The sequence below is a fragment of the Coriobacteriaceae bacterium genome, from assembly GCA_025757745.1.
GTDB lineage: Bacteria > Actinomycetota > Coriobacteriia > Coriobacteriales > Coriobacteriaceae > Collinsella.
Window position 1 is genome coordinate 902,813 of sequence record CP107217.1, and the last position, 26,226, is coordinate 929,038.

General features: G+C 59.4%; 21 protein-coding genes and 1 riboswitch. Of the genes, 8 read left to right on the forward strand and 13 right to left on the reverse strand.

Features of this window, described 5'->3' with window-relative positions:
- Window positions 1–31: 31 nt before the first annotated feature.
- Window positions 32–1,036, forward strand: a complete 1,005-nt coding sequence (locus OGM60_03780) for a nucleoid-associated protein (GenBank protein ID UYI99921.1) — start codon at window positions 32–34, stop codon at window positions 1,034–1,036.
- A 244-nt stretch (window positions 1,037–1,280) separates the two neighbouring features.
- Here the strand turns inward: OGM60_03780 and dapD are convergent, their stop codons facing one another.
- The 3 genes from dapD to dapA are packed head-to-tail and all read right to left on the reverse strand — an operon-like array spanning window position 1,281 to window position 5,082.
- Window positions 1,281–2,000 carry a 2,3,4,5-tetrahydropyridine-2,6-dicarboxylate N-acetyltransferase gene (gene dapD / locus OGM60_03785; GenBank protein UYI99922.1) on the reverse strand — a complete coding sequence of 240 codons (720 nt, stop codon included), beginning with the start codon at window positions 1,998–2,000 and terminating at the stop codon, window positions 1,281–1,283.
- 39 nt (window positions 2,001–2,039) lie between these two features.
- Entirely contained in the window at window positions 2,040–2,780 is a 741-nt protein-coding gene (gene dapB, locus OGM60_03790; protein UYI99923.1) for a 4-hydroxy-tetrahydrodipicolinate reductase, read from the reverse strand.
- Window positions 2,773–5,082 (reverse strand): 4-hydroxy-tetrahydrodipicolinate synthase, encoded by a 2,310-nt coding sequence (dapA, locus tag OGM60_03795; protein ID UYI99924.1) that lies wholly within the window; start codon window positions 5,080–5,082, stop codon window positions 2,773–2,775. Before dapA ends, dapB begins: the two co-directional genes overlap by 8 nt.
- A 65-nt stretch (window positions 5,083–5,147) precedes the next feature.
- A riboswitch (Lysine riboswitch) is annotated at window positions 5,148–5,316 on the reverse strand.
- Between the two features lie 143 nt (window positions 5,317–5,459).
- Here dapA and OGM60_03800 point away from each other — a divergent pair.
- Entirely contained in the window at window positions 5,460–6,647 is a 1,188-nt protein-coding gene (locus tag OGM60_03800; protein UYI99925.1) for an amidohydrolase, read from the forward strand.
- Window positions 6,648–6,649: 2 nt separating this feature from the next.
- A complete protein-coding gene (locus OGM60_03805) occupies window positions 6,650–6,970 on the forward strand; it encodes a hypothetical protein (protein ID UYI99926.1) in 321 nt (106 codons plus the stop codon).
- Window positions 6,971–7,061: 91 nt separating this feature from the next.
- Here the strand turns inward: OGM60_03805 and OGM60_03810 are convergent, their stop codons facing one another.
- The 5 genes from OGM60_03810 to OGM60_03830 form a co-directional block, all read right to left on the reverse strand.
- Window positions 7,062–8,381 carry an MFS transporter gene (locus OGM60_03810; protein UYI99927.1) on the reverse strand — a complete coding sequence of 440 codons (1,320 nt, stop codon included), beginning with the start codon at window positions 8,379–8,381 and terminating at the stop codon, window positions 7,062–7,064.
- 65 nt (window positions 8,382–8,446) lie between these two features.
- The gene (locus tag OGM60_03815; GenBank protein UYI99928.1) at window positions 8,447–9,868 is read right to left on the reverse strand and encodes a M20/M25/M40 family metallo-hydrolase; all 1,422 of its coding nucleotides are present in this window, start codon (window positions 9,866–9,868) and stop codon (window positions 8,447–8,449) included.
- A 110-nt stretch (window positions 9,869–9,978) separates the two neighbouring features.
- On the reverse strand, window positions 9,979–10,422 hold the full coding sequence (locus OGM60_03820) for a DUF126 domain-containing protein (protein ID UYI99929.1): 444 nt from the start codon (window positions 10,420–10,422) through the stop codon (window positions 9,979–9,981).
- Window positions 10,423–10,436: 14 nt separating this feature from the next.
- Window positions 10,437–11,714 carry an aconitase X catalytic domain-containing protein gene (locus OGM60_03825; GenBank protein ID UYI99930.1) on the reverse strand — a complete coding sequence of 426 codons (1,278 nt, stop codon included), beginning with the start codon at window positions 11,712–11,714 and terminating at the stop codon, window positions 10,437–10,439.
- Between the two features lie 21 nt (window positions 11,715–11,735).
- Entirely contained in the window at window positions 11,736–14,057 is a 2,322-nt protein-coding gene (locus OGM60_03830) for an NAD(P)/FAD-dependent oxidoreductase (GenBank protein ID UYI99931.1), read from the reverse strand.
- A gap of 223 nt (window positions 14,058–14,280) precedes the next feature.
- On the opposite strand from OGM60_03830, the gene OGM60_03835 reads away from it, so the two are divergent.
- The 3 genes from OGM60_03835 to OGM60_03845 all read left to right on the forward strand — a co-directional run bounded on the left by OGM60_03835 (window position 14,281) and on the right by OGM60_03845 (window position 16,680).
- Window positions 14,281–14,724, forward strand: a complete 444-nt coding sequence (locus tag OGM60_03835; protein ID UYI99932.1) for a DUF3426 domain-containing protein — start codon at window positions 14,281–14,283, stop codon at window positions 14,722–14,724.
- 46 nt (window positions 14,725–14,770) lie between these two features.
- Entirely contained in the window at window positions 14,771–15,193 is a 423-nt protein-coding gene (locus tag OGM60_03840; protein UYI99933.1) for an XRE family transcriptional regulator, read from the forward strand.
- 71 nt (window positions 15,194–15,264) lie between these two features.
- Window positions 15,265–16,680: a protein kinase gene (locus OGM60_03845; protein ID UYI99934.1), complete on the forward strand. Its 1,416-nt coding sequence runs from the start codon at window positions 15,265–15,267 to the stop codon at window positions 16,678–16,680.
- A gap of 39 nt (window positions 16,681–16,719) precedes the next feature.
- On the opposite strand, the gene OGM60_03850 is transcribed toward OGM60_03845, so the two are convergent.
- Entirely contained in the window at window positions 16,720–17,853 is a 1,134-nt protein-coding gene (locus OGM60_03850; GenBank protein ID UYI99935.1) for a glucosaminidase domain-containing protein, read from the reverse strand.
- Window positions 17,854–18,167: 314 nt separating this feature from the next.
- Between OGM60_03850 and OGM60_03855 the strand changes: the two genes are divergently transcribed.
- Both OGM60_03855 and OGM60_03860 read left to right on the forward strand, forming a co-directional pair.
- A complete protein-coding gene (locus OGM60_03855; protein ID UYI99936.1) occupies window positions 18,168–19,424 on the forward strand; it encodes an ATP-grasp domain-containing protein in 1,257 nt (418 codons plus the stop codon).
- A gap of 84 nt (window positions 19,425–19,508) precedes the next feature.
- A complete protein-coding gene (locus tag OGM60_03860) occupies window positions 19,509–20,255 on the forward strand; it encodes an aspartate/glutamate racemase family protein (GenBank protein UYI99937.1) in 747 nt (248 codons plus the stop codon).
- Window positions 20,256–20,379: 124 nt separating this feature from the next.
- On the opposite strand, the gene OGM60_03865 is transcribed toward OGM60_03860, so the two are convergent.
- The 4 genes from OGM60_03865 to OGM60_03880 all read right to left on the reverse strand — a co-directional run bounded on the left by OGM60_03865 (window position 20,380) and on the right by OGM60_03880 (window position 25,867).
- Window positions 20,380–21,126 carry an energy-coupling factor transporter transmembrane protein EcfT gene (locus OGM60_03865; GenBank protein ID UYI99938.1) on the reverse strand — a complete coding sequence of 249 codons (747 nt, stop codon included), beginning with the start codon at window positions 21,124–21,126 and terminating at the stop codon, window positions 20,380–20,382.
- Entirely contained in the window at window positions 21,119–22,870 is a 1,752-nt protein-coding gene (locus OGM60_03870; protein ID UYI99939.1) for an energy-coupling factor transporter ATPase, read from the reverse strand. Before OGM60_03870 ends, OGM60_03865 begins: the two co-directional genes overlap by 8 nt.
- Before the next feature lie 212 nt (window positions 22,871–23,082).
- A complete protein-coding gene (locus tag OGM60_03875; protein ID UYI99940.1) occupies window positions 23,083–23,658 on the reverse strand; it encodes a hypothetical protein in 576 nt (191 codons plus the stop codon).
- 409 nt (window positions 23,659–24,067) lie between these two features.
- The gene (locus tag OGM60_03880) at window positions 24,068–25,867 is read right to left on the reverse strand and encodes a C69 family dipeptidase (protein UYI99941.1); all 1,800 of its coding nucleotides are present in this window, start codon (window positions 25,865–25,867) and stop codon (window positions 24,068–24,070) included.
- Window positions 25,868–26,226: the final 359 nt, after the last annotated feature.

Genomic DNA, 26,226 nt, shown 5'->3' on the forward strand with positions numbered 1-26,226 from the left:
GCCGAAATCGATCTAGAACGGAATGCCGTATATGAAAATCAATCACGCGATTCTGCATATCCTGGACTTTGACTCTGCCGTCAACGTTATGAGCCAGCGCGAGCTCGATATCGAGAGCCGTACCGTGCGCAACTTCGTGACCACGCATCTGCGCCGCGCACGTACCTCGGCCGACAATAAACGCGCCACGTTTGCCGAGAACTCTGCGTTTGGCGGCGAGCTCAAGGGCTATTTCTTTGGCGAGCGCGAGTTCGTGGACCTGTCGCAGCAGATTGCGGAGTTTATCTCCTCCGAGCTCACCAAAGCCGAGAAAGCCGAGTCAACCGACGTGCTCGTGGCCGATTTTGACGACGATGAGGATGCCCGCTGGTTTGCCGTGATGCTGCTGGGCTCCAAGCAGGCTTTTATGCACGAGGTGGGCCGCGAGGAGGGGGAGGTGCGCAACGACATCGCGCGCCACTACGCTATTCTGCCGAACCCTTCGCAAAAGGTGCCGAGCTATGCCATCGTGCGCGCGAGCACCATGGAGATCGGCTACGTGGACAAGAAGCGCAAGATTGCCGGCGAGGACCGTATGCTCATTCCCGATGGCCTGCTGCAGTGCGACACGGGCGTGTCGGGCAAGGAGGTCATCGACACCGTGACGCGTGTGGTCGAGGAAGTCGCCGAGGAGCACGGCGCCAACACGGCCGTGGCGCTCGCCAAGGTTAAGGCCGCTGTGGCCGAGAAGGTTGAGGATGACGAGGAGCTGCCGCCTTGGGATATCGTCGATGAGGTCTTTGAGGACGAGCCGGTCATCAAGGAAAGCGTGCGCGCGGCGCTGACCGAGGAGAAGGTTCCCGAGCGCGTGCCCGTGGAACGCAAGCAGGTCGAGCGCGCAGCCGTGCGCAATCATAAGATTCGTACCGACACGGGTATCGAGATCAGCTTCCCGGCCGAGATGGGTTCGAACTCCGAGTACATCGAGTTCGTTAACGAGCCCAACGGCCTCATCTCCATCGAGCTCAAGAATATCGGCAGCATCGAGAACCGATAAACTGCGCTCGGACGCTGCAGAAAACAAAGGCCGAAGCTCCGATGATGCTTCGGCCTTTTTTGCTTGGGATTGAATTGCGCCGCAGGTTGAGCATAAGTCAGCGAAAACGACCCAGAGCGAGCAAGGTGACGTGAAAGAGGAGGGCATTGACCTTCTGGTCATGCCCGACGATTGAACGTCAGATTGCCGCTCTGGGTCGTTTGCAGCGTCGGCTAGTTACGTGGTTTGGTAAAACCGCGTAACACTACAGTTGACGTAAGCCCTCTTCGAGGCCGGTCTTGCTGTCGGTCTTCTCGTCGCGCATCTTGATGACGCGGGCGGGGACACCGGCCACGACGGCACCGGCGGGGACATCCTCGACGCACACGGCGCCGGCGGCAACGACAGCGCCCTTGCCCACGCGCACGCCCTCCAGGACCACGGCGTTGGCGCCGATCATGACGTCGTCTTCGATGATGACGGGCGTGGCGCTCGCGGGCTCCACGACGCCTGCCAGTACGGTGCCGGCGCCGATGTGGCAGTTCTTACCCACGGTGGCGCGGCCGCCCAGCACGGCGCCCATGTCGATCATGGAGCCTTCGCCAATGACGGAGCCGATGTTGATGATGGCACCCATCATGATGACGGCGCGATCGCCGATCTCGACGCGGTCACGGATGATCGCGCCCGGCTCGATGCGGGCGTTGATGCCCTTGAGGTCGAGCATGGGCACGGCAGAGTTGCGACAGTCGTTCTCTACGTCGTAGTAGTCGATGGAGTCGGCGTTGGCGTCGAGGATTGCCTTGAGCTCATCCCAGTCGCCAAAGACGGTCTTGCCGTGGCAATCGCCGTAGATGTGCGCGTCGCCCCACTGGACCTCCATATCGGGCTTTTCGCGCACGTACAGCTTGACGGGCGTTTTCTTGGGCGCGGTGGCGATGTAGTTGATAATCTCCTGTGCATCCATCTCGGCTGCATTGCTCATTTGCTGGCTCTCCTTTGCGTGGGTACGGTAGATACCTGGTTAGGCAAACATGACCTGGTCGAACGTATAGAAGCCAGGCTCGTGGGTGACGAGCTTCTGCGCGGCTGCCAGGGCGCCGTTGACAAAGATCTGACGGCTCGTGGCGCGGTGCGTGAGCGTAACCTCCTCGTCCTGGCCAAAGAAACTCACTTCGTGCACGCCGGCGACAGTGCCACCACGCAGCGAGTGCATGCCGATCTCCTTGGGGTCGCGTGCTCCGCACATGCCCTCGCGGCCATAGACGGGGTGGTAACCTGCCTCGGGCTCGGCTTCAACGACGGCGTCGAGCAGCAACTTTGCAGTGCCGCTGGGGGCGTCGACCTTTTGGTTATGGTGCGTCTCGACGATCTCACAGTCAAAGCCGGGCAGCTCGTGTGTGGCCTGTGCCACCAGATGACGCAGGGCTGCGATGCCGATGGAGTAGTTGCCAGAGTGCATGACCCGGGCGTTCTGACCCAGCTCGCGCAGGCGATCCATCTGCTCGGGCGTATAGCCTGTGGTGCCCGAGACCAACGCCGCACCCGTGCGCTCGACATAGGCGACGACGGCATCGAAGGTCACGACGTTTGAGAAGTCGATGATGACGTCGGCTGCCGGGGCGTTCTCGAGCTCGGACAAGTCGAAGCCAATCTGGGCGACGATGTCGAAAACGGGCTGACCGGCGGCATTGACAATGCCCTCGGCGGCAGTGCGAATGAGCGAGCCCATGCGGCCCGTTCCCATAATGACGGTCTTAATCAAGCAGACCAGCTCCCTTCAGAGCATCGGTAAGTGCAGAGCGCGTGTCGTCTGCCATGGGGCACAGCGGCATGCGATAGTTTGCCTCGATCATGCCCATCTGGGCGAGTGCTTCTTTGACGGGGATGGGGTTGACCTCGCTAAAGAGGGCATTGATGAGCGGCTGACCGGCAATTTGGATATCGCGGGCGCGTGCCACGTCACCGTCCAGATAGGCGCGGCACATGTCATGCACGAGCTGCGGCTGAACGTCGGCCCACACGCTGATGGTGCCCGAGGCGCCCAGGCTCATGAGCGGCACGGTAAGCGCGTCCTCGCCTGAGTACATGCGGAAGTCGTCGGACAGCAGGTGGGCGATCTTGGCCGCGTAGGCGACGTTGCCCGAGGCTTCCTTAATACCCATGATGTTGGGGTGCGCGGCCAAGCGCTCTACGTTGCGCTCGCTGATGCCGCAGCCGCAGCGGCCGGGAATGTTGTAGAGGATGCAGGGGATGTCCACGGCATCGGCGACGGTCTTAAAGTGCTGATAGATACCCTCTTCATTGGACTTGTTGTAGTAGGGGGTGATGAGCAGCAGTCCGTCAGCTCCCAAGCCCTGGTAAGTGAGCGACTTGGTGAGCATGGTTTGCGTGGAGTTGGAGCCCGAGCCGGCGATGACGGGGACGCGTCCTGCAACTTGCTTGACCACGGCGGCGACAACGGAGTTGTCCTCGTCGTCGGTCATCGTGGCGCTCTCGCCGGTGGTGCCCAGGGTGAGGATGGCGTCGGTGCCGTTTTGCAGGTGGAAATCGATAAGGCGCCCGAGCGCGTCAAAGTCGACGCTGCCGTCCTTTTTAAACGGCGTAACAAGGGCGACGATTGAGCCTTCAAGATTGCGGATGTCCATGTTCTTCTCCTTCGCGTCCGCGATCTGGATGCGTTTGTTCCATTGGGCGGCGACGGCCAAGCGCTCGTCTTGGGCGCGACGGCGGGCACTTTCGGCGCGCGACTTGGCCAGCAGCTCTCGGCCGCTCGGCAGCACGTCGAGCGTGGCAAAATAATCGCCCGGGCGTTCGGCGCGGCGGATGAGCTCGGCCGAGCCATCGGGACGCAGCAGCACCTCGGCGGAGCGCAGACGGCCGTTGTAGTTATAGCCCATGGAGTAGCCATGCGCGCCGGTATCGTGGATCACGAGCAGGTCGCCCATATCGATATGTGGCAACTCGCGATCGATGGCGAACTTGTCGTTATTCTCGCATAGGTTGCCCGTGATGTCGTAGGTGTCCGTAACAGGTGCTGTGGTCTTGTCGGCGCCACCCGGCTGACCCATCACCGTAACGTGGTGGTAAGCGCCGTACATGGCAGGACGGATCAGATCGACGGCGCTTGCATCAACACCGATATAGTCCTTGTAGATCTGCTTCTCGTGGATAGCCTTGGTGACCAGGCAGCCGTAGGGGCCCATCATAAAGCGGCCCATCTCGGTGCAGATGGCCACATCGCCCATACCGGCGGGAACTAGGATCTCGTCGTAGGCCGCGTGCACCCCCTCGCCGATGGCGTGAATGTCGTTGGCCTGCTGCTCGGGCAGGTAGGGGATGCCGACGCCGCCGGACAGATTGATGAAGGCGACATGTGCGCCGGTCTCGCGCTCCAGGCGCACGGCAAGCTCAAAGAGGATGCGCGCGAGCTTGGGGTAGTAGTCGTTGGTGACGGTGTTGCTGGCAAGGAATGCGTGGATGCCAAAGTTTTCGCCGCCCTTGGCCTTGAGCAGGCGTAAGGCCTCGAAGAGTTGCTCGGTGGTCATGCCGTACTTGGAGTCGCCGGGGTTATCCATGATGCCGTTGGAGAGCTGGAACAGTCCGCCCGGATTAAAGCGGCAGCTGACCGTCTTGGGGATGGGCCCCGCAACGTGCTCAAAGAACTCGATGTGGCTGATGTCGTCAAAGTTGACGATGGCGCCCAGCTTGTCGGCGAGCTCAAAGTCCGCTGCCGGCGTGTCGTTGGACGAGAACATGATGTCGTGTCCCGTGATACCCAGCGAGCGGGCGATCATGAGCTCGGTATAGCTCGAGCAATCGCAGCCGCAGCCGTATTCGTTGAGAATGGAGATGAGCGCCGGGTTGGGATTTGCCTTGACGGCAAAGTATTCCTTAAAGCCCGGGTTCCATGCGAAGGCGTCGCGCACCTCTTGCATGTTGCGGCGGATGCCCGCCTCGTCGTATAGATGAAACGGCGTGGGGAACTGCTCGACGATATGCTCGAGCGCCTCCTTGTCCACAAACGGCTGCTTGGCCGCATATGCCTCGTTGGGGGTCAATGCCATGTCCCGTAAACCTCGCTATCCAGACGGCGCCACCTGCGCATCGAATCCGCATAGCGTGGACCCAATGTCCGGATAGCGCTCCCGCATTGCTGCAGACAGTCCTGCGGGTGTTTCCCGCAGGCCCACCAGGTTGTTCGTGCCCGAAAAGCCCAGTTCGGCGGGTTTCGCCTCCCCACGGGGTCAAAGCCTGCCGGCTCGCCCGCGGTTCTTCGTGCCCGCGCCTCTATCAAGTGGTAAAGACCCTACCACGTTGCACTTTACCAAACAAGAGTATTCGTATATAACGTTTAAAAAATGCAGGGACATGCTAGAAACAAGGGCTTCACAATTCTGCATCACAATAAGTGAAACTGATGTGTCTCACGAAAGGATCCTCTATGACCGAGCTCCAAGAACTCCGTCGCTATCGCCGCGATCTTCATCGCATTCCGGAGCTCGATTTCGATCTTCCTCAAACCATAGCCTATATCGAGGGCGTGTTGGCGCCGCTCACCTGCGAGGTGACCTATCCGTGCCCCAGCTGCGTCTGTGCTTTCTTCGACGCTGGCACGGGCGCCGCGCATGCCACGGCGATTCGCGCCGATATGGACGCGCTGCCCATCGCGGAGGCGACGGGTGCGGCCTTTGCCTCGACGCATCCCGGAAAGATGCACGCTTGCGGACACGATGGACACATGGCCATGGCACTTGCCGCCGCGACGTATGTCGACCGTACGATTCGCGAGCAGCCAGGTGCCATCAAACACAACGTGCTCTTTGTGTTCCAGCCTGCCGAGGAGACGACCGGTGGCGCCAAGACGGTATGCGAGAGCGGTGTGTTCGAGCGCTACGGGGTCGACCGCATTTTTGGCTTTCACGTGTGGCCCGATCTGCCTGCGAACACGTTGGCGAGTTGTTCCGGCCCGCTGCTGGCGCGCTCGAGCGAGACACATATCCACATTCACGGTACGAGTATCCATATTGCTAAGACTTATGGTGTGCCGGTCGAGGAGTCGCACGATGCGGCCTTGGCGGCAGCAAAGTTTTTGGTTGCCGAGCGCGAGCTGATGGACGAGCTGGGCGCCGACGAGCCCTGTATCGGCAAGTTTGGTCTGTTGCAGGCCGGTACCGTCTGCAACGCCGTGGCGGGGGAGGCCCATGTTGCCGGCAGCCTGCGCGTGTTTACGGACGACATGTTCGACCGTGCACGCGAGGGTGTGCACCGCGTGCTTGATGAGGCATGCGCTGCAACGGGCTGCACGTACGATCTCGACTTTGCCGAGGGCTATCCGCCGGTTGACAACGACCCCGAGCTATTTGCCAATGTCGCGCCTGCCTTGCCCGAGCTGCAGCTCGTGGATGAGCCTTTGCTGATTGCCGAGGATTTCGCCTTCTATCAGCGCCATCTGCCGGGCGTGTTCTTCCTGCTGGGCACGGGCGTGCCGGAGGGACAAGAAAACCCGATCGACGCAGACGGCTGCCCAGCCTATGCGATGAGCACTCTTCACACTGATACCATGCTCTTTGATGAGGAAATTTTGCTCAAGGGCCTCGATGTCTACAAACGATTGCTTGACTTGGAGTGATGATGAAGCGCCGACAGACTGCCGTGTATAGTCCTGGTGGGTGCGGGTGCGGCTTGCTGCTACTCCCGGTTATTGCTGTGAGCATTGGCGTGATGTTTGCGTTTGCTGGACTGGCGGCGGCGGCACTTGTACTGTTGATCGTGGCCATTGGCGTGACGATTTGGCTGTGCCGTTCTCGCGAGCAACGTCGTGCCGACGGCAAGACCAATGCCGGATGGGCCATCTTTTTGGTTGTCGCCTACCTATTGAGCATCAGTTATCTGGCGTTCTTTATCTTGTTGCTTGTGAGTACCTTTACCGGGGAATCCGTCATGGTGGGGTAGGCTTCGACGAGCCTCTTGAAGATGGAACAAAAATGGAGCCGGATGGGAAATACCCCCATCCGGCTCCATTGCTCAATATTGGCATGCGCTTCTACTCGGCTGCCTCGCGGCGAGCGACCTCGTCGATCAAGATAGCATCGCCGTGCTTGGCGGCGGCAATGCTTGCGGCCATAAACATGCCCATTGCCGTGATGTAGGCGAAGAGCATCGACGGCGCCACGTCCATAACGATGCCGGAGAGAATCGGTGTCGCCACCTGAGCCGCCATGCTCACGGTGTAGTAGTAACCGGAGTAGCGGCCCACGCTTTGGGAGCTGCAGCACTCCAGAATCATCGTGTACACGCACAAGTCCACACCGCCCAGCGCGACGCCCATCAGCAAAAAGACGCCGTACAGCACGGGTGAGAAGCCGGGTGCCAGCCAAAGAAACGCGGGGTACAAAACCATGATGACGGCGGTGCCCAGGGCGACCTTTTTGCGGCCGATTTTGAGCGAAAGGTTTGCCAGGGGTACGTAGCTTAGCAGCGCGCCTGCAATCGTCACGATATTGATGACGGCATAGGAACCGCCTTCCATGCCGTAGAACATATCGGCATAGCGGCTGATATTGGTGGTCATGGCGTTATAGCTCATGTAATAGAAAAACGTTGCGGCGAGCAGCATGATGATGGAGCGACGCACGCCGGTGTCTGCAACGCGTTCCTTGCCGCCAGCCTCGGGGGAGTCATCTTTGTCAATCTGATCCTCGTCGATGCCCATGGACAGCGATTTCTCGCGCATCTTTTCGACGAGGGCGGGCTCACGGACAAAGATGCCGTAGACAACGGCCGACACGAGGATAAAGGCGGCCTGCAAGATAAAGAGCGGAAGATAATCGGGCTTGTCGGCCTTGGGAACCATGACCGAGATGGCGACGAGCATAAGGCCCGTTCCCGCATAGCCGACGATCTTTTCGATCGAGTCTGCCTTGGTTCGAAGTGGGCGAGGCGTAATATCGGCCACGATGGCAACCGTCATGGTGCGGTAGGCGCATATTGCCAAAAGCGTGAGGATAATCGCGCCAATGAGCAGAGTTAGGCTGCCCATGTTGTTGGCGATCGCGATGAGCGGGACGGAGAGCATTGCCACCGCGGAGCCGCCCAAGATAAAGGGCGTTCGGCGCCCGAGGTTGCTTGCGCAGCGGTCCGAGAGGATGCCAAAGAGCGGAAGCAGGAACAGGCCAAAGACATTATCGATGGCCATGATCGCGCCGGTGAGCGAGTTGGATAGGCCAAAGGTCCCCGTGAGCATCTTAGGAACGATGCCGTCGTAGACCTGCCAAAAGCTGATCATGCCCATAAAGGGTAGGGAGGCGAGGGCGACGGCCTTGGTGTCGAGCCGGGCCGCCCGCTTAAGATTTGGTTGGGTCATGCTGGTTCTCCTGGTCGGTAAAAGCGGGGATAAAAGCGGGGAGGGGCGCTATCAGCCCTCCCGTCCTACAGTTGTTCAAGGTTGGCGAGAAACGCCACATAGAATTCGATGCCGCGCTTGTAGACGTCGACGCCGATGCGTTCGTTGGCGGCATGGATGAGCTTGCGCGCCTCGCCCGAGTAGATGAAGCCGCAGAAGCGGTAGACGCGATCGCAGATCTCGTTGAACTCGCGCGAGTCGGTGCAGGAGTTCTGCACGTAGGGAGCAAAGCCGGCCTCGGGATAGACACCCGACACGCAGCGATGGATGTAGTTAAAGGCGGCATCGTCTTCGTAAGGCGAGATGGGCGCGGGCTCGGTGTAGGGAATCGCCTCGTTGATTTCGACGGTGACATGGTCGGGGCTTACGCCCGAGGCGCGACACTGCTGGGCGGCGAGCTTGCGGGCGCGCTCAACGGCATCGGCGATGGTCTCGAACGGAGCGATGCGCACGTTGAAGTTGGCGCGAGCGACCGGTGGCAGCACGTTGTGCGCGTTGGAGCCTTCGAGCTGCGTGAGCGCATAGGTTGTGCGCAGCATTGCCGAGGTCTCGGGGCTGGCGGCCATGATCTTGGTAACTGCGGGGCGCGTGAGCCACAGGTTGCCAAAGACTGCCTGATACGTCGCGCTGCTACGGGCACCCAACTCGGTCAGTGTGGCCTCGACGGCGGGTGTGAGCTGCGGCTTGCCGGGGTTGGCCGAGATAGTCTCGCATACACGGCAGAGAAGACGGCAGGCATCGTTTGCCGCAGGCGTAGAGGCGTGGCCGCCGTCGGCGCGCGCCGTGACGGTAAGGTCGACATGGCCCTTCTCGGACACGCCTACCATGGCAACGGGTTCGGTGACACCGAGCGGGGCGTCGGTTGCCACGGCGCCACCCTCATCGAGCACCATATAGGGATGGATGTTGTGCTCGCGAAGCCACTGCACTGCATGGGTTGCAGTAGGCGCGGCGATTTCCTCGCCATCGCTCGAGAAGAACCAGACATCGCGCGGGGGAACGAAGCCCTGGGCAATCAAATGCTCGGCGGCCTCGAGAAAAGCAGAGACGATGCACTTGGTGTCGAGTGAACCGCGGGCCCAGATCTCGCCGTCGAAGATCTCGGCTCCAAAGGGATCGTGTTCCCAGTCCTGGCCCTCGACGGGCACGACGTCCTGATGCGCCATCATGACGATGGGGTCCAAGGCGGAATCGGCACCAGGCCAATGCAGGAGCATACCAAAATCGTCGATGCGTGTGATCTCGGCGATGTCAAAGAAACGCGGATAAAGCCGCTGGAGCGTGGGAATCCACTGGCCGAAGGGCTCGTCGTCGCGCTCGGCGATGTTCTCACGCGAAACGGTGGGAATGCGTAGCAATTCGCAAAAGCGCTCGACGGCTGCCTCGTCTGCCTTGTAGGTGCCTGCATCAAGAGGCGCACCCTGTGCGACCGATACCGATGCTCCCATGGTGGGACTCCTTTCGTGTTGTATATCGAATACGTCAAGATTATCGCCCGCACCGCGCGTGGGAAACGGCGAAACACGTTGTTCATCTGCGGGCGGCGGGTCGGATAGCCTTAGCCGACGATGACCGTGCCGTCTTCGGCCACGGTGATGGCGTCTCCCGTCGACACGGCATCGAGAAACTCATCGCCCAGGTTGTCAATGGTGGGCATGGGGGTGTCGGTCCATACACCCGAGAGGATCGCGCCAGCGGCGGCAAGGCTGTCAATGGGTTTGGAAAACAGCAGGCATGCGGGTTGGCGCCCCATTTTGGTGGCGCAGAAGAGCACCATGCCACCTGTGGTGGAGCCGATGGTCTGCGGAAGGCACAAGGCACATCCCGCCAAAGGTTTGCCGTACAAGTCGGGATTGTTTTGGTCGGAACACGTGGCCTTTTTGTCGCCAAACATCAGTGCCTTCTGAAACGATGCGAGTGTGTTGAGCCCTCCGTGAGAGACAAGTGCCTTGGCGTGGGCAGTTCCGGGGACAACGACGCGGCCGTGAAAGATTTTTTCCATGAGGAGTCGCCTTCCTATTTGACTGGTTTTCCGGTGGTGACGTAGGCGAGCACCTCGTCGTCGGTGTAGTAGCGCGATGCCGAGTACGTACGTAACTTGTTGGAGTTGGTGATGATGGGCATGCTGCCGCACAGCGGGTTGTTGGTGTACATAAGCGGGCAGATGCTCGAGACGACGGCGCCGGTAGTCGAGAGGCGTCTGTATGCCGCAGTCTTGCGGAAGGCGTCTGCCACGGATGGGGCGGCGGTCAGTACGGTGGGTACTTGCACGCGGCAGTTGCCGGAGGCGCTCAGCCCATCGCAGATGGCGTCTGCCCAATGGGCGAGTTGTGCAGACGAGAGGTGGGGGCAGCCGATGAAGGCAAGCTTGGGGCGCGCGCCCGGGTTCTTCCACATGACGGGGTAGCTCGAGCGGATGCGTTCCAGCTCGGCGTCGTCAATGCGATAGATTTGGGTGTCTGGTGCTATGAGTTGTTCGCCTTGCTCGACGGCCTCGGGCGTGATGCCGTCCACGTGGTAGAGCCCGACAGCGCCGTTCGATGCGCTGGCGGCGCCCATGTCCTTAAGGTAGTCCTGCGTGCCGGGTGTGAGCTCGCGGCCAAGCCAGCGGTCGAGGCCTTTAATGTAAGGGACGTCTTCCATCACCTTCATGCCAATGGCGCTGCCAAGCACTTGCGCTTCGGGCTTGCGCTTGCAGTCGACTTCGATGATCCAGGTCGCCTTGCGGCCCTCATCGGTGAGCAGGCCGAATTCCGGGACAAAGCCGGCAATTGAGCCGAACATCTCGATGATGCCGGAGTTGCGATTGCAGCGAGCGCCCAACACGGAGTTGGCAAAGACCACGGCGCTGCTTTCTGCCCAGCTTAGGATGTCGCCACGTCGAGGTCGATTGCCAACCTCGGGCTGGTAGCAGGTGCAGGTGAAAGCATCGTTGTCCAATAGGCCCATGCTGCGCAGCTGTGCCTCATAATCGTCTTGTTTGGAATACATAATCTTGAACAGCAGCTTTTGCAGCGGGTTGGCCGGGACGGCGGGGTCGAGGGGCCTCGGGTCGACCGAGAATGACTGACCGGACAGGGCGCCGTCTTTCAGCAGCTCATCCATAAGGTCATAGACTGGACCGAGCATGGAGAGGCCAAAACTTGTGACAAGATGACCGTTTGCGCCGGTCACGGGAACCATACGCTCGGCGCCAAAGCATTCGCCGTACATAACGAGGGTCTTGACCACTTTGGCCATGGCGGGGCCCTTGGCGCCGTCGAGCAGGGCTTGTTGTTGGGAGGTCAGGTTCATCTGTGAGCCCATCCTTTCGTGTTAGATATTGGTGCCGAGCCGGTATGCCGCACGGACCGCTTCGAGCACACGGCCGGGTGCAAACCCATCGCCGATGTTATGCAGCTCGTCTGCGGCGTGTGCCTGCTGCAGTTTGTAGAACAGCGCGTCGTCGGGGTGTCCGCCGCAGGCAATGATTACTAGGTCGCAAGTTAGCTCGAGTGACTTCCAGTCGTTGCCGATTTTGGGTGCAAGTGGGTTTTCGACGTTCTCGGGCAAGACCGGTGACCACGAGACGTAGGGGTCGGGAACGTTTTTGTGGCAGTTGCGACTCAAGTGGAGGCGCGCACACCTCGATGGGGCTCCAGACTCGCGTTTGCCGCCGACTTCCGCGCGCTCGACGCGTGTCATATTGAGGAGCCGCACATTGCGTCCCCTGAGCGCATGGAGTAGGTGGCCACGATTTGCCGTGCAGGCGCCCTGCATCATGTGAGGCAGCATTTCAATTACGCTGACCTGTGGTATGCCGTGTTCGACGGTGAGCCATTGGGCAACCTCGCAGCCCACGGCCCCTCCGCCAATGATGGCGACGGTTTTGGCGTTGCCAAGCAGCGCGGGTTGGCGCAGCAGCTGCGTTGCCTGTACGGCATGGCCTGATGCTGCAAGCTCCGTAAGGCCGGGGATGGGCGGTATCGCATTGGAAGTGCCTGTTGCGCACACGATTGCGTCGAAGCCTGCCTTTGCAAGATCTTCGGCGCGTGCTGCCCGCCCAAGTTCGAGTGTCAGGTTCCCGTTGGGTTTTTCTGCCTGCTCGCGCACCTGTCGAACAAGATATGATCGGTAGTTATCGAGGTCGAACTTGATTCGGGCGGCGCTGGCGGAGAGGAGTTTTCCTCCAAGTTCATCTTCGACGTCGATGAGCTTTACGTCGTGGCCACGACGCGCGGCGATTAGCGCACAGACCATCCCGGCGGGTCCGGCTCCTATCACCGCTATGCGTTTGGGTTCTATGGCAGGAGCGGGTGTCTGGGGCATGAGGTATTCAAAGCTGCAGCGTGGATTGACGGCGCACTGCGGGTGGCCTCCTTCGACAAACTCGTTGAGGCATCCTTCCTGGCATCCGATGCAGGGGCGAATATCTGCCACGCGACCGGCGTACGCCTTGTTGGGCCACTCGGGATCCGCAAGCAGCGGGCGTCCGAGCATGATCATATCGGCGTCGCCATTGCGAAGGGCGCGTTCGGCAATGTCGGGGTAGCCCAACTTACCCACCGCGACAACGGGTACGGGAAGGCCGGCATTGGATCGGATATTGTCGGCGGCAAAGCGCTCCCGAACGGCGCGCGCCACGGGAACGAAGCAGCCTGCGGGCATGCTCGCAGGCGGGTGGGGCATCCACCAGTTGTCATAGCAACCAAGGTCGACGTCAAAGATGTCTACTCCCGCCGCCACGAGCTCTTCCATATAGCACAGGGTCTGTTCGACGGTACGGCCGCCGCGCATGCGTCCCAGATAGGTCGAATTCATGACCTGCTCGTCATAGGTTTCCTCGAGTGCAAGCGAAAGGTCGATGCGGTACATGATGGGGTAGTCGGGCCCAACGCGGCGACGGATTTCTTTGACCATATCGAGGCCAAATTGACGCCAATCGGCATAACGTCCGAGCTTGCGATGGTTAAAGGCGGGGTTTCCGAGCTGCTCGATAAGATAACCTTCGTGTCCGTGCAAATAGACGCCATCGATGCCCATGGCATGGGCATCGGCCGCCGCTTGGCCGATACTGTTTACGATACGGCGCAGCTTTTGGTTCGAGAGGCGCATGCATGGAATGGCTGGGATGTAGTAGTTAGGCAAGAAACTCGCCGAGACCGGAAACTTCTTTTGCGTGATGAGGCATTGCGGGTTGCCCACGCGGCCGAGTCCAGCCGTAAGCTGGACAAAAATGCGCGATCCGAAGGCATGGACACCTTGGGCAAGGTCGCGCCAGCCTGCCATAACGGTTCGGCTTCGATCGATGCGCGGGAAATAGGTGAGCTTGTCCAGCTCGGTGACCGTGGTATCGATGCCGTGGCTTACCGGTACGAGTCCTGTTGTAATGAGGCCGCAGCCGCCTTTGGCGCGGGCGAAAAAGTACTGCAGCATCATGTCGCTGGGGCGACCAGTTTCCTCGCACATGTCGATATTGCCCATCGGCGCCATGACGATGCGGTTTTTGACGGTGAGCTTGTTAATTTTGATGGGAGAGAAGAGCTTGTCAAAAGGATAGAGCTCTTGTGTCATGCGGGACGATCCGCAACCGGAATTTGTGGCGGGCCAGCTGTCGAATGAGTCGACGAGTTGCTGCACCAGTACGTCTTTTCCCAATGAGGTTCCTTTCTGATGTTGACAAGGTAACAAAGCAGTTTACGTCTAAATGTTTAATAGTCAACAACAAAGGCATGAGTTCGGTGAAGGAAAAAAGGACTCGATGAGCGTCGGATGGCAAGCTGTGTTGCTGCATTAGCTGCCAGCTAATGAATTTGAGCTCGCTGCCTCCTACGATGTGCTGTGTGCCGGCGCGGTAGCCGGATCGTAGGAAGGATGCATAATGGCAAAAGAGGGAAAGAAGCCGATCGGCAAGATCGTATTGGGTGTCATCGTGGTGCTCGTTGTTGCCGGCGTCGTAGGGTCTATGGGCGGCAACTCGTCTGATTCGTCTACGGGTGATGCAGCAAAGTCTGCCGAACAGGCCCAGCAAGTCGAAGAACAAAAAGAGGCACAAGAGCCCTATACGGTTTCGGATGAGGCCGGTGATACGTCTAATCAGTTCGCGTATAAGATCACTGGCACGTTGACCAATAATACGGATAAAGAGCAAAGCTACATTCAGATTGAGTATGTTCTGTATGACGCAGACGGCAATCAGGTGGGAACGGCTCTTGCAAATACTAACCATCTCAAAGCGGGTGGCACCTGGAAGTTCGAAGCGATAAGCACGGTATCTCCCGACCAGGTTGCCAGCTGGGAACGTTCTGACGTGAGCGGCTTTTAACTAGAATTAAAAACATGGTTACTATGCGAGCTGGGGGTGAGGCCATATGCCCAATAAAAAGTTAACCGAAGAGTTGCTCAACGAGCTGCTTGATGCCCCGAGTATCGAGGGCTATATCAAAGAGCATGACTTTACCGCCCCGTCGCTTTCGGAGTATCTGAAACAGCTTTTGGAAGAAAAGGGGCTGGAGCGTTCGCGCGTGGTGCGTATGGCCGACCTCAACGAGACGTTTGGCTATCAGATCTTTACCGGTGCGCGGCATCCGAGCCGCAATAAGGTGCTGCAGATTGCCTTTGCCATGGCGCTGACGCTCAAGGAGACCGACCGCGTCTTGACGGCGGCGGGCGCCAATGTCCTCAACTGCAAGGACCGCCGTGACGCCATCATCATTTTCTGCATCGATCGTGGCTGCAGCCTGCAAAAGGTGAACGAGGAGCTGTATCGCTTTGGTGAGGAGACGGTGAGCTAACGGTTAGCTGACGGTGGAAGCGCCGTTCACGACATTTTGAACGTGCAGGGCACGGGCGTCATGGGGCGTCCGTGCCCTGCGTTATTATGGACGCTATGGATACTCAGAGCCCAACATATTCCGATGATGAGTTGACCGCTGCGCTCGCCGGACACCTGGCGTCACTTGAGCGTGATGACAGTTATCGCGTAGACCGTGTGCTCAAGCACTCCGACGTCGAGACGACCGAGCTCGTATACTTTGAGGGCTCTGGCGGGGGATCTCTTGGCCCCTTTGTTCGCAAGCGCATCGACGCGTCGGCCCAGATTGGCGGGGCGTATGAACGCCTGTTTGCGGCCCAGCATGCCGGGCGACGTTACGAGCACTTGCCTCGGATTGTCGATTGCCGCCGCGTGGGCGACGAGCTTTGCGTGGTCATGGAATATATCGAAGGCGAAACGCTCGGGGCCCTGGTGGGGCGTTTGGGTGCGACGCCCGATTATGCTTGTGAGCTGTTTGGCGCCCTTTGTGATGCAGTTGCGGAGCTCCATGCCGGCTTTGCGTCGGCGGGGGAGATGGCCGCTCCGGTGATCCATCGCGACCTAAAGCCCTCGAATATCATCGTGTCGGGCGCGAGCTATACGCCCGATACGGGCATGACGTTTTCATCGCTGGTGATTATCGATTTGGGAATCGCTCGCGTGTGGCGCGAGGGAGCCGATGCCGATACCGTTAAGTTTGGCACGCGTCCCTATGCGCCGCCCGAGCAGTATGGTTTTGGTCAGACGAGCGTGCGCAGCGATGTCTATGCGCTCGGTGCCCTGCTGTTCTTTTGTCTGACGGGGGCCGACCCCAAGCCGGGTCGGGGCATGCGCAAGCAATGCGAGGCATATGATATCCCCGCCTCGCTTGCCGATGTTATTTGCATGGCGATGGCGCTCGATCCGGACAAGCGCTTTGCAAGCGCGAAGGCGCTAGGGCACGCTGCGCGCGCATCGTATGCGTCGTGCGCGCCGACGCCGTCGTGCGCGCCGAATGCTGCTTCTTTCCAAGAGCCTCCCGAGCGGCGAGCCATGTGCCCTGCGCCCGTGCTCCCCACGGATCAGTCTCAGGGTGGATTGCCGTTGGTGTCTGAGCGCCCGAATTTACTCTCCCGCATTCCCGACACCGTTGGGCGCATTTGGAACGCATTCGTCTATCTTTCGCTACTTGTTTTCTTTGCCGGAAGCCATTTTGCCGTTTTTCATCCTACGGGCGCCAACCAAAACTACCCGATGTGGTTTCTCGCGATTGAGTATTTTATCTTCGTCGACGGTCTCGCAGTGCTCATTCATTTTGTGATGCTCGACAAACGCCGCCTTCGCCGGCGGTTTGAGCTACTCGATAGATACCACGGTAAAAAGCTTGCAAAGCTCTGGCTCAAGGCTATGGGTGTGCTCTTGTTGGCAATGATTATCATCGTTGCCATTGCAAACGCGACTGGCGTCGTCGATACCTCCGTCGCGTAAAAGAAAAAGGGCCCCAATTGGGGCCCTTTGACGTTGATCTTAGATGCGGTTCATCTGGGTTGCAACCTTGTTGTACCAGTCCTGCCACGTGGGCGGGCAGTACTTTTTGGCGGCTGCCGGGGTAAGCGTGGAGCCATAGTTGGCGCCCAGGTAGGCAACGTGGGCAGAGACGCCCTCGCTCCAGCTACCAAAGCTCCGCCAGCCGCCGCCGCGGGCGCTCCAGCCCCAGGCGTTATAGGAGCCGGCACAATAGAGGCCCTTGCTGCTCTCGATGCAGGCGATGGCGGGAGACCAGCGAGGGTCAACACCGGTGTTCCAGGCTGCCACGGCAAAGTTGTAACCCTGGCCTGCCATGGGGGAGCCGGCGAGGTAGTTGTCGATGCGACTCGTCCACTCGTTGATAAACGAGTCGTAATCGGAGTTGCCGGTATTGGAGTTGTTCACCGTGGTGTCGATAGTGGTGTTGGCGTTATTGGCCTGGCTGTTGGAGTTGTTGCCGCTCACGCCCTCGCCCGAGAGCTTCTCGGCGGCAGCGGCCTTGTCGGCCTCGAGCTTGGCCAGCTCGGCGGCATTCTCCTGCTCGGCCTTTGCCTGGGCTTCGCTGCGAAGCTGCTGGGCCTGTGCCAGTGCGTCCTCGGCGGTTTTCTGCTCGGTCTCGAGTTGGGACTTGGCCTGCTCGAGCTCGGTCTTGTTCTGCTCGAGTTCGGTCTGCATCTTGTTGAGCTCTTCGATCTCGTCGACGCTCGAGCTCGTGATCTGGTTGGTGTACTTGCAGGTGGTGATGAACTCGCCCAGGCTCTGCGCGTTGACCAGGAAGCTCACGATGGGGTTGGTGCCCTTCTGGTACTTATACAGATCGCGCATGGCGGAGCTCGCCTTGGCCTGTTGATCGGGAAGTTCGGCTTCGATCTTCTCGATGCTTGCCTCGTTAGTGTCGATTTGCTTCTGCAGATCCTCGAGCTTGGTGCGGGCTTCGTTGTAGGCACTCGTGGCGGTTTCGATTTTCTGCTGGGCAGCGGAAAGCTGATCCTGCGTTGCCTGCGAGGCGGCATAGGCTGCGACGGGGGAGAGCATCGGCGCGGCCGTCAGTGTAACGGCAAGCGCGGCGCTCGTGATGATACGAGCCGGCTTCGACGCGATGAGCGCTGCGGTGCGATGGTTCGAATGCTGCATCCAGTCCCTCTGCAATCAATCGTAGGTTATAATTCGAAAGGTATTCTACTACTGCTTTCGACCTCAACTTGAACCTTAAAGGTTCTAAAGGGTCAAGTTGAACTTGAGGTTTTGGTCTTGACCTGCAGTTATAGTGAATTGTTAAGAAACCATAGAGTTCAACTTTAACGTTACGGAACCCTGCGGGCTCGATCATAAGCGCCTGCTTGCCATAGATATGGTGGAACTTTGGGAAGCGGCAGTTTGGCACGCTAGAATAAACCAGTTGCATAAAGACCGCCCATCGTACGGGCAGTTGATGATAGGAAGTTTCCATGGCATTGCAGTTTACAGAGCGCGAGTTTATACCCGTGCTGCTCGGCGGCGATATCAACGCCTATTCGGTGGCGCGCGCCTTCTACGAGGAGTATCAGGTCAAGAGCCTGGTCTTTGGCAAGTATCAGACGGGCCCTGCATACCGCAGCCAGATTATCGACTATACGCCCAATGTGGATATCGACACTATGCCGGTCATGATCGAGACCGTCAACGGCATTGCACAGGCCAATCCCGATAAGAAGATTATCCTCATGGGCTGCGGCGATAACTACGTCGCGCTTGCCGCACAGGCTCAGGATGCCGGCCAGCTTGCCTCCAACGTCATCGCGCCCTATGCGCCCTACAGTATGCTCGAGCAGTGCCAGAAGAAGGAGATCTTCTACGAGCTGTGCGAGAAGCACGGTGTACCCTATCCGCACACGTTTACCTTTACCATGGCGATGCTCAACGCCCAGGGCGAGGCTTCCGCCGAGGTGCTCGACCAGATCGACTTTCCCTTCCCGATGATTCTGAAGCCCTCTGACGGCATCATGTGGTGGGAGCACGAGTTCGAGGGCCAGAAGAAGGCCTACGAGATTGCCGATCGCGCCGAGCTGGAGCAGGTCATTCGCGATGTGTACGCCAGTGGCTACACCGATGACCTCATCTTGCAGGACCGCGTGCCCGGCAACGACGAGTACATGCGCGTGCTTACCAGTTATTCCGACCGCAACGGCAAGGTTCGCATGATGTGCCTGGGTCACGTGCTGCTCGAGGAGCATCAGCCCCATGGTGTCGGCAACCACGCCTGCATCATCACCGAGCCCAACGACGAGCTCATGGGTGGCGTGCGCAAGCTGCTTGAGGACCTTAAGTTCACGGGCTTCTCCAACTTCGACGTCAAGTACGACCAACGCGATGGTTCGTTTAAGTTCTTCGACTTCAACACGCGTCAGGGCCGCAGTAACTACTACGTCACCAACAGCGGCTTTAACGTTGCTAAATACGTGGTGGATGAGTACGTGTACAACCGCCCGTTTGAGCCTGAGTTTGTGACGGCGCAAGACGAGGCGCTGTGGATGGTCGTCCCCATGGGCGTCGTTGACAAGTATGTCAAGGACCCCGAGCTACGTGCGAAGGCGCATCGTCTGGCCAAGGAGGGCAAGGCTGCCGATCCTTCGTTTATGAAGGGTGATTTTGTCTTTAACCGCTGGTTGCGCATGTGGCACACCAAGCTGCGTCACTTTAAGCTGTTCAAGACGTATTACAAGTAGATGAGCGCGGCGCCCGCCCGGTTTGCATCGGACGGGCGCGGGCATGATACGAGCAATTGCATGGGCGTCACCAAGGAGGCGGCGATGGAAAAGCTGGGAGTTATCGGCGGCATGGGCGCCGAGGCCACGTCGTATTACTACGACCAGGTCGTGCGTCATACGGCTGCTACCTGTGATCAGGAGCATATCGACATGGTGGTACTTTCCAAGTCGACCATGCCCGACCGTACGCTGGCCATCAAGACCGGCGAGCATGCCGAGCTGCTGGCGACCATGAAGGAATGTGCACGGGCACTCGAGGGGCTGGGCTGTGCTCATATCGCCATTCCCTGCAACACATCGCACTACTTCTACGACCAGATTCAGTCGTTTACCAAGGTGCCGATTATCCACATGCCGCGCGAGTCGGTGCGCTATGCCCTGGCGGGCGCGGTGATGGGGGAGTGCGAGTTCGATCCCAACCTGAGCATGCCGTCCGAGCCGGTGTGCAAGATCGGCATCATGGGCACCGACGGCACCGTGGGTGCAGGCGTCTATGGGCGCGAGTGCGAGGCCGCGGGCGTCGAGGTCGTCTATCCCAGTGAGAAGCGCCAGGCCGACGTGATGTCGCTGATTTATGATGACGTGAAGGCCGGACGCGAGCCCGATATGGACAAGTTTGACCGCGTGATGTGGGAGTTCGCCCGCAGCGGCTGCGACCGCGTCATTCTGGCCTGCACCGAGCTCTCGGTGCTGAAAAAGTACCGAGAGATGCCCGAGATTACCCTTGATGCCATGGACGTCCTGGTGCGCGAATCCATCATCCGCAGCGGCGCCCCCTACCGCCTGTAGCCCTCGACCTGCCAAAAAGGGACAGGTATATTTTGGTAGGTTTTATCTGGGAAAACAGTAAGGCCCCGGCTCGCTTGATGTGAGCTGGGGCCTTTTGCGTTTGTCGGTTGCCGGTGGCGATAGGTTAGAACAAGAAGCCAAAAACGATGAGGGCAATGCTAACAATAAGTATGGCAACGTCTAGGCCCTTGATGGGGTAGCGCTTGTACGAGCTCGCGCGCGTGCGCAGGTAGAAGCCGCGCTGCTCGGCCGCTAAGGCCGTGGAATCGGTTTTACCCACGCTCGAGATCAGTAGCGGCACGCACAGCGGCAGCATGAGCTTAAGCTTCTTGATGGGGTTCTTGGTGTCATACTCGACGCCGCGTGCGGTCTGCGCCTCCATGATGGCGTTCATCTCCTGGCCAAACACCGGCACAAAGCGCAGCGCTGTGGTAAAGGTGAAGGCGTAGCGATACGGCACGTGCAACACCTCCACGCAGGCGTTGGCAAGGTCGTTGAGCTTGGTCACCATGAGCATCAGGATGAGTGGAAGCGCCACGCCCAGCAGGCGCAGGCAGGCCTTGGAACCGGTGATGAGACCAGTGTCGGTAACGAAGCCCCACACCACGTTGCCATCGCGCATAAAAGCCAGCTGCAGTACCAGCATGATGAGCGCGAGCGGAATCAGTAGCTTGAGCAGCGCGAGCAGGCGGTCGACGACGCCGGCGTAGGCTCCCAGCGCGAGCGTGAGTGCCAGAAAGCCCAGCAGTGCCACATAGGTGTCGGACAAGAAAATGCCGATGATGATGGCGGCGGCGAGGCCCAGTTTGATGACGGGGTTCAGGCGGTGTAGCAGCGTGTCGCCCGGCATGTAGTCGATGACGTTAACCACGGCGGACCATCTCCTCGGTAATGCGAACGATATCAGTGACCTCACTCACCTGCGTAAAGGAGGGCGAGACGGTGGATGCCAGACGGCGCGAGAGTTCGATGACCTGGGGCGGCTCAACGTAGGCACGCTGCATGAGTTCGATGTTCGAGAATAGCTCGTGCGTGCGGCCGCGGTCGAGGATGCGACCGTTGGCCATCACCACGATGCGCTCGGCAAAGTCGGAAACGACTTCCATGTCGTGACAGACCATGATGACGGCGCAACCGCGCTCTGCCATGGTGCGCACCGTTTCCATGACGGTCATGCACTCGCGGTAGTCCAGGCCGCTCGTGGGTTCGTCGAGCACCACGATCTTGGGCTCGATCACTACAACGGATGCCAGCGCCACCATCTGGCGCTGGCCGCGTGACAGCGAGAACGGTGCCTCGTCGGCGGGCAGGCCAAAGCGGTCGATGACCAGCTGGGCGCGACGCAGGGCTTCGGCGCGGTCGATGCCGGCAAGCTCTAGACCAAAGGCGACCTCGTCGAGCACGGTGTCTTTGCAGATTTGGCGGTCGGGGTTCTGGAAAAGCGTTGCCACTTCGCGTGCGATGCGGCTCGTGGGAACCGATGCCGTGTCCAAGCCCGTAACGCGTACGCTGCCCGATGCGGGCTTGAGCAAACCCGTGAGCAGTTTGGTGAGCGTGGTTTTGCCGGCTCCGTTTTGGCCGACAATGCCCACGAGCTCGCCGGGGTAGAGCGTCAAGTTGAGGTCGTGGACGGCGGCGCCTCCATGGGGGTAGGAAAACTCGACATGGTCAAAGGTGAGCACCGGCTCGGCGTCTTTCGCATGCGGGCGCAGCGACGGCGCGTGCGGGGAGCCTGCGGGCGCCTGGGTATCGCTTGTCGCACGGTCGGGGTCGACGATTTCCGTTATCAGGCGTTCTGCCTCGTCGACATCCAGACAGGGCGTGCCGCTTACCAAGCCATCGGCCTCGAGACTGTTGAAGATGCGCGTGACGCGCGGACAATCGACGCCGATGGTGCGAAGCTCGTCGGTGCGTGCGAAGACCTCGTGCGGCTCACCTTGCAGCGCGATCTGGCCGTGATCGAGCACCAACACACGGTTGCAGTACTCCGAAAGCAGAGCGACCTTTTGCTCAACGACGACGATGGTGATGCCGAGCGCGCGGTTTGCCTCGCGCAGCGTCTCGAAGACCAAGGTGGAACTGGCGGGGTCGAGTGCTGCGGTTGGCTCATCGAGCACTAAGACGCGCGGACGCATGGCGAGGATGGCGGCGATAGCTACCTTTTGCTTTTGGCCACCCGAGAGGGTGGCGATCTCGCGGTCGCGCAGGTCGCTAATGCCGACGGTCTTAAGCGTCTCGCACAAGCGCTGCTCGATCTGGTCATGCGGAACGCCAAAGTTCTCGAGACCAAAGAGCATCTCATCCTCAACGACCGAAGCGACCATCTGCGTGTCAATGTCTTGCAACACGCTACCGACGATTTGCGATATGTCGGTGAGTGAGACCTCGCAGGTGTCGTGGCCGTCAACTAACACGGAGCCATAAAAGGCGCCGGTGTAGTGGTGAGGCACGGCGCCCGACAGGCAGGCGACAAGTGTGGACTTACCGGCACCCGAGGGCCCGATGATGCCGATGAAATCTCCCTTGTTCACGCTAAGCGAAACGTGGCTGAGCGCCTGCTCGGTTTGCGTGCCATAGGAGAACGAGACATCGTCGACATTGATGATCGTTTCCATGGATACCTTTCATAATCATTGGGGACGTTCTTACATGACTAGTCGTTTAGGAACGTCCCCAAAAGCTCGTTGTTTGGGACAGTCTTTGGTGGTGAAGCACGGATACGGCTTTACGAGGTGCCCCAGGTTGGCGCGAAAGAGGAGCGAAGCGTTCTTGGGTATGCGAGCGACGAATGAACGCCAAGATGGGGTGGCTCGTAAAGCCGAGCGGGTTAGTTGAGCTTCAGGGCCTTCTGGATGGGCAGGTAGAGGGCGCCGACCAGAATGGCGTTAAATACGGCGGTCATGGCGACGACGGGCAGCATGGCTGCGGCGAGCTCGCCCACCACGCCGAGCATGGCCATCTTGATGACCATGAAGATGACGCCCGAGACAAAGGTGGTCACGAATGTTGCGACGATGGCGACGACGGGCTTAACCTGGCCGTCCTTGGCGGCGGCGTTGACAATGACGGCCATGAGCATGGCGGCGATACCCTCGGCGGCAAAATCGACAAACGGCGAGGTGGTAGTGATCTGGATTACGGCCGCCGAGATGAGACCAATGACGAGCGCCTGGCCAATGTTGGGACGAATGACCAGGATGGTGAGGCAGAAGGCCGAGATAATGAACTCGGGGCTGATCATACCGCCCGAGATGCCCGAGATTGCCTTGCCGACGGTGAAGTTGAGGATGAAGCCGGCGGCAAGCAGAATGGCGAGCAGGACAAGGGCGCGAATATCGAGTTTACCGCGGTCGGCGGTCTGGACGGTGCGGGGCTGGGCGGTGGCGGTGGTGTTCTGAGACATGGTGAAAGTCCTTTCGGAAGGGAAGTACAAGAGAAGAAAGCGGAGGCGCGTGATGCGAACGCGATCGGGCTCGAGATAGAAAAAGGCCCCCGGTCGAAACCGGAGGCCTTCCAATCACCTAGAGCGCAAAAACAGGCGTGAGGGACTCACTGTCGACCGATCGTATTCGCATCACGCCACCACCAGTTGTTGAGGGACTTCATCGTGTTCATCATCTTGGTGGCTCCTTTCGTGATGCCTTGGCGCGGTCGCACCTCGTTGCTGTTGCGCTGCACTATAGCACAGCGAAGTGTGTGCGGGGAAATCTTTTTTGAAAAGATTTCGGCGGCGTTTCCTGCCGGTCAAAAGGGCAGGCTGAGCGGGCGGGATGACTCATGCGACCCCGCCCGTCTCTTGGAACGCAAGGGCCTTAGGCCTTCTTGCGACGATAAAGCACGAAGCCGCAGACACCGATGATGACGACGGCGCCAACGGCCATGGCGGCCATGTTGTTGCCCTCGGACTTCTCCTCGGTCGCCTCTTCCTCAGCCTCGGGCTCGGCAACGTCCTTATCGGAGAGAGCCTCGTCGGCGTAGGTGATGGACTCGACCAGGCAGTCGTTGTCGGCATCGTAGTCACTCGGGACGAACTCCTCGGAGAAGTCGCCCTCCTTGAGGTAGTCGCGCATCTCCTCGAGCATGGCCTTGCACTTGACGTAGGTGTTCTTGGTCGCTGCCTTGCCGGCCTTGTTGGCCAGGGCGGTGCGGGCCTCGTTGTCCTCGGCGGCCTGCATGGCCTCGTCGACGGTCAGGTTCTGTTCAATGAGCTCCTTCTGCAGGGCGTCGAGATAGGCGCGGACGCCGGTGGCGCAGCTGTCGCGGTTCTCATAGGCGAGCGTGTTGATGTCCATGAGGACGTAGTTGATGGAGTTCTTGGGCTCCTCGTTGTTCACGACGTCTTCCTCTTCACAGTGATCGAAGGAGACATCCTGATCGCTGAAGTAGGGGCTGACCTCGGTGAGCAGTGCGGAATAGAGGGGGATAGCGACGGAGAACTCGGCGTTGGAGAGCATCTCCCACTGGATGGTCGCGATTTCGGGGTCCATGCCGTGACGGATCTGGAAGGTGTGGATCTCGGTGTTGCGGTTGGAGCCGATGGCATAGGCGCCGTCGGTGTTGGCGTTGAGGCCGGCGACATTCTCGCCGCGAGCGGCGAAGGAACGAATCATCTCAAAGGTGTTCCAGTCGGACTTGCCGGGCTGGAAGAACAGCGGCTGCATCTCGTGGACCAGGGCGCCGGTCGTCGCACGAGCGTCTTCGCGCTCGTCCTTGACGATCTCATAGTCGGTGCCCTCAGCAAGCGGAGCCATGAAGTAATCGCGGCCCTGGACATAGCGCGACCACTGGTGCATACCGGCCTCGCTAATCTCCTCGCCGTAGGTCTTGGCGACGTCGAACTTGCCGTCGGTGTACTCGGCAAAGCCCTTCTCCTTAGGCATGGACTCGATGCCCTCGGAGTGGAGGCAGTTCTCGGTGTCGTCGAGGTCGACGTCATAGGTGAGGTTGCCGATGTTGGGGTTGAGTGAGGCAATATCGTCGGTGAGCCTCATAGCGATCCACTGGTGGCCGGAAAGCGCTGCAAACAACCAGGTCTCGTTGTTGTCGGCAATGATGATCTGGTCGTTGGAGCAGACGCCCTGCTCGTCAATCAGGCTGCCGAGGAGCTCGACACCCTCACGGGCCGTGGCGCTCTCGCCCAGAATGACGCTGGCGTAGTTGTACTCGCCGATGCCGGTCTCCTCGGTGACGGGGTCGGCTTCCTCTGCCTTCTCGTTATAGGAGGTGCTCAGCGTGGCAGAGCAGGAAACGCCCTTTTCGTTGATGCCAGCCTCGGAATATGCGTCGTAACGATCTTCCCACTGAGAGGGGTTGTCGCGAACGAAGGTGTAGCGGTAGGTTGCGCCCTTGGACTTGTACTCAAAGCCGGACTCGACCGAGGTGTACTTGCTGCCGTCCTTGTGTGCGGGCTCGATGCCAAAGTGCTTGATGTAGCGCGGGCCGAAGTCCTCGGAGCGTCCGTAGTACGTGTTGCCGTCTGCCGTGAGCTGGCTGCCCATGTAGATCTGGGTGCAAGCGAGCGCCGAAGTCGGCATGGCCATAATGGCCGCTGCTCCAAATGCAAGGCCGCAGCCGAGCTTCTTGAGCGTGTTGACAGGATGAGTAAACCTCATGATCCCTCCCAACTGTTGAAACCCCGCGAAACCGTACGGAGTTTCAGCTAATAAATACATCTACTAGCCTAAAGGAAGTGTAAAGAGTATTCATTCGACAACAGCTTTTACTCGATGAGCGTGAAGAAATATACGATGAGCGGATAATAATACTCATTTTATTGCTTTAGTTAAATAAAGGCACCCTGCATTTACTGTAGCTGAATAAAGCGCCAGACAATGCTCAAAAAGAAAACTCTCCCGCTGTTTAGGATTTGCATAAACAACGGGAGAGTCGATAACTGGATGAATATCATACCAGTGTGGATTTACTTCTTTCGGCGGTGGATCACATTGATGGCGTAACCAACGAGCATGGC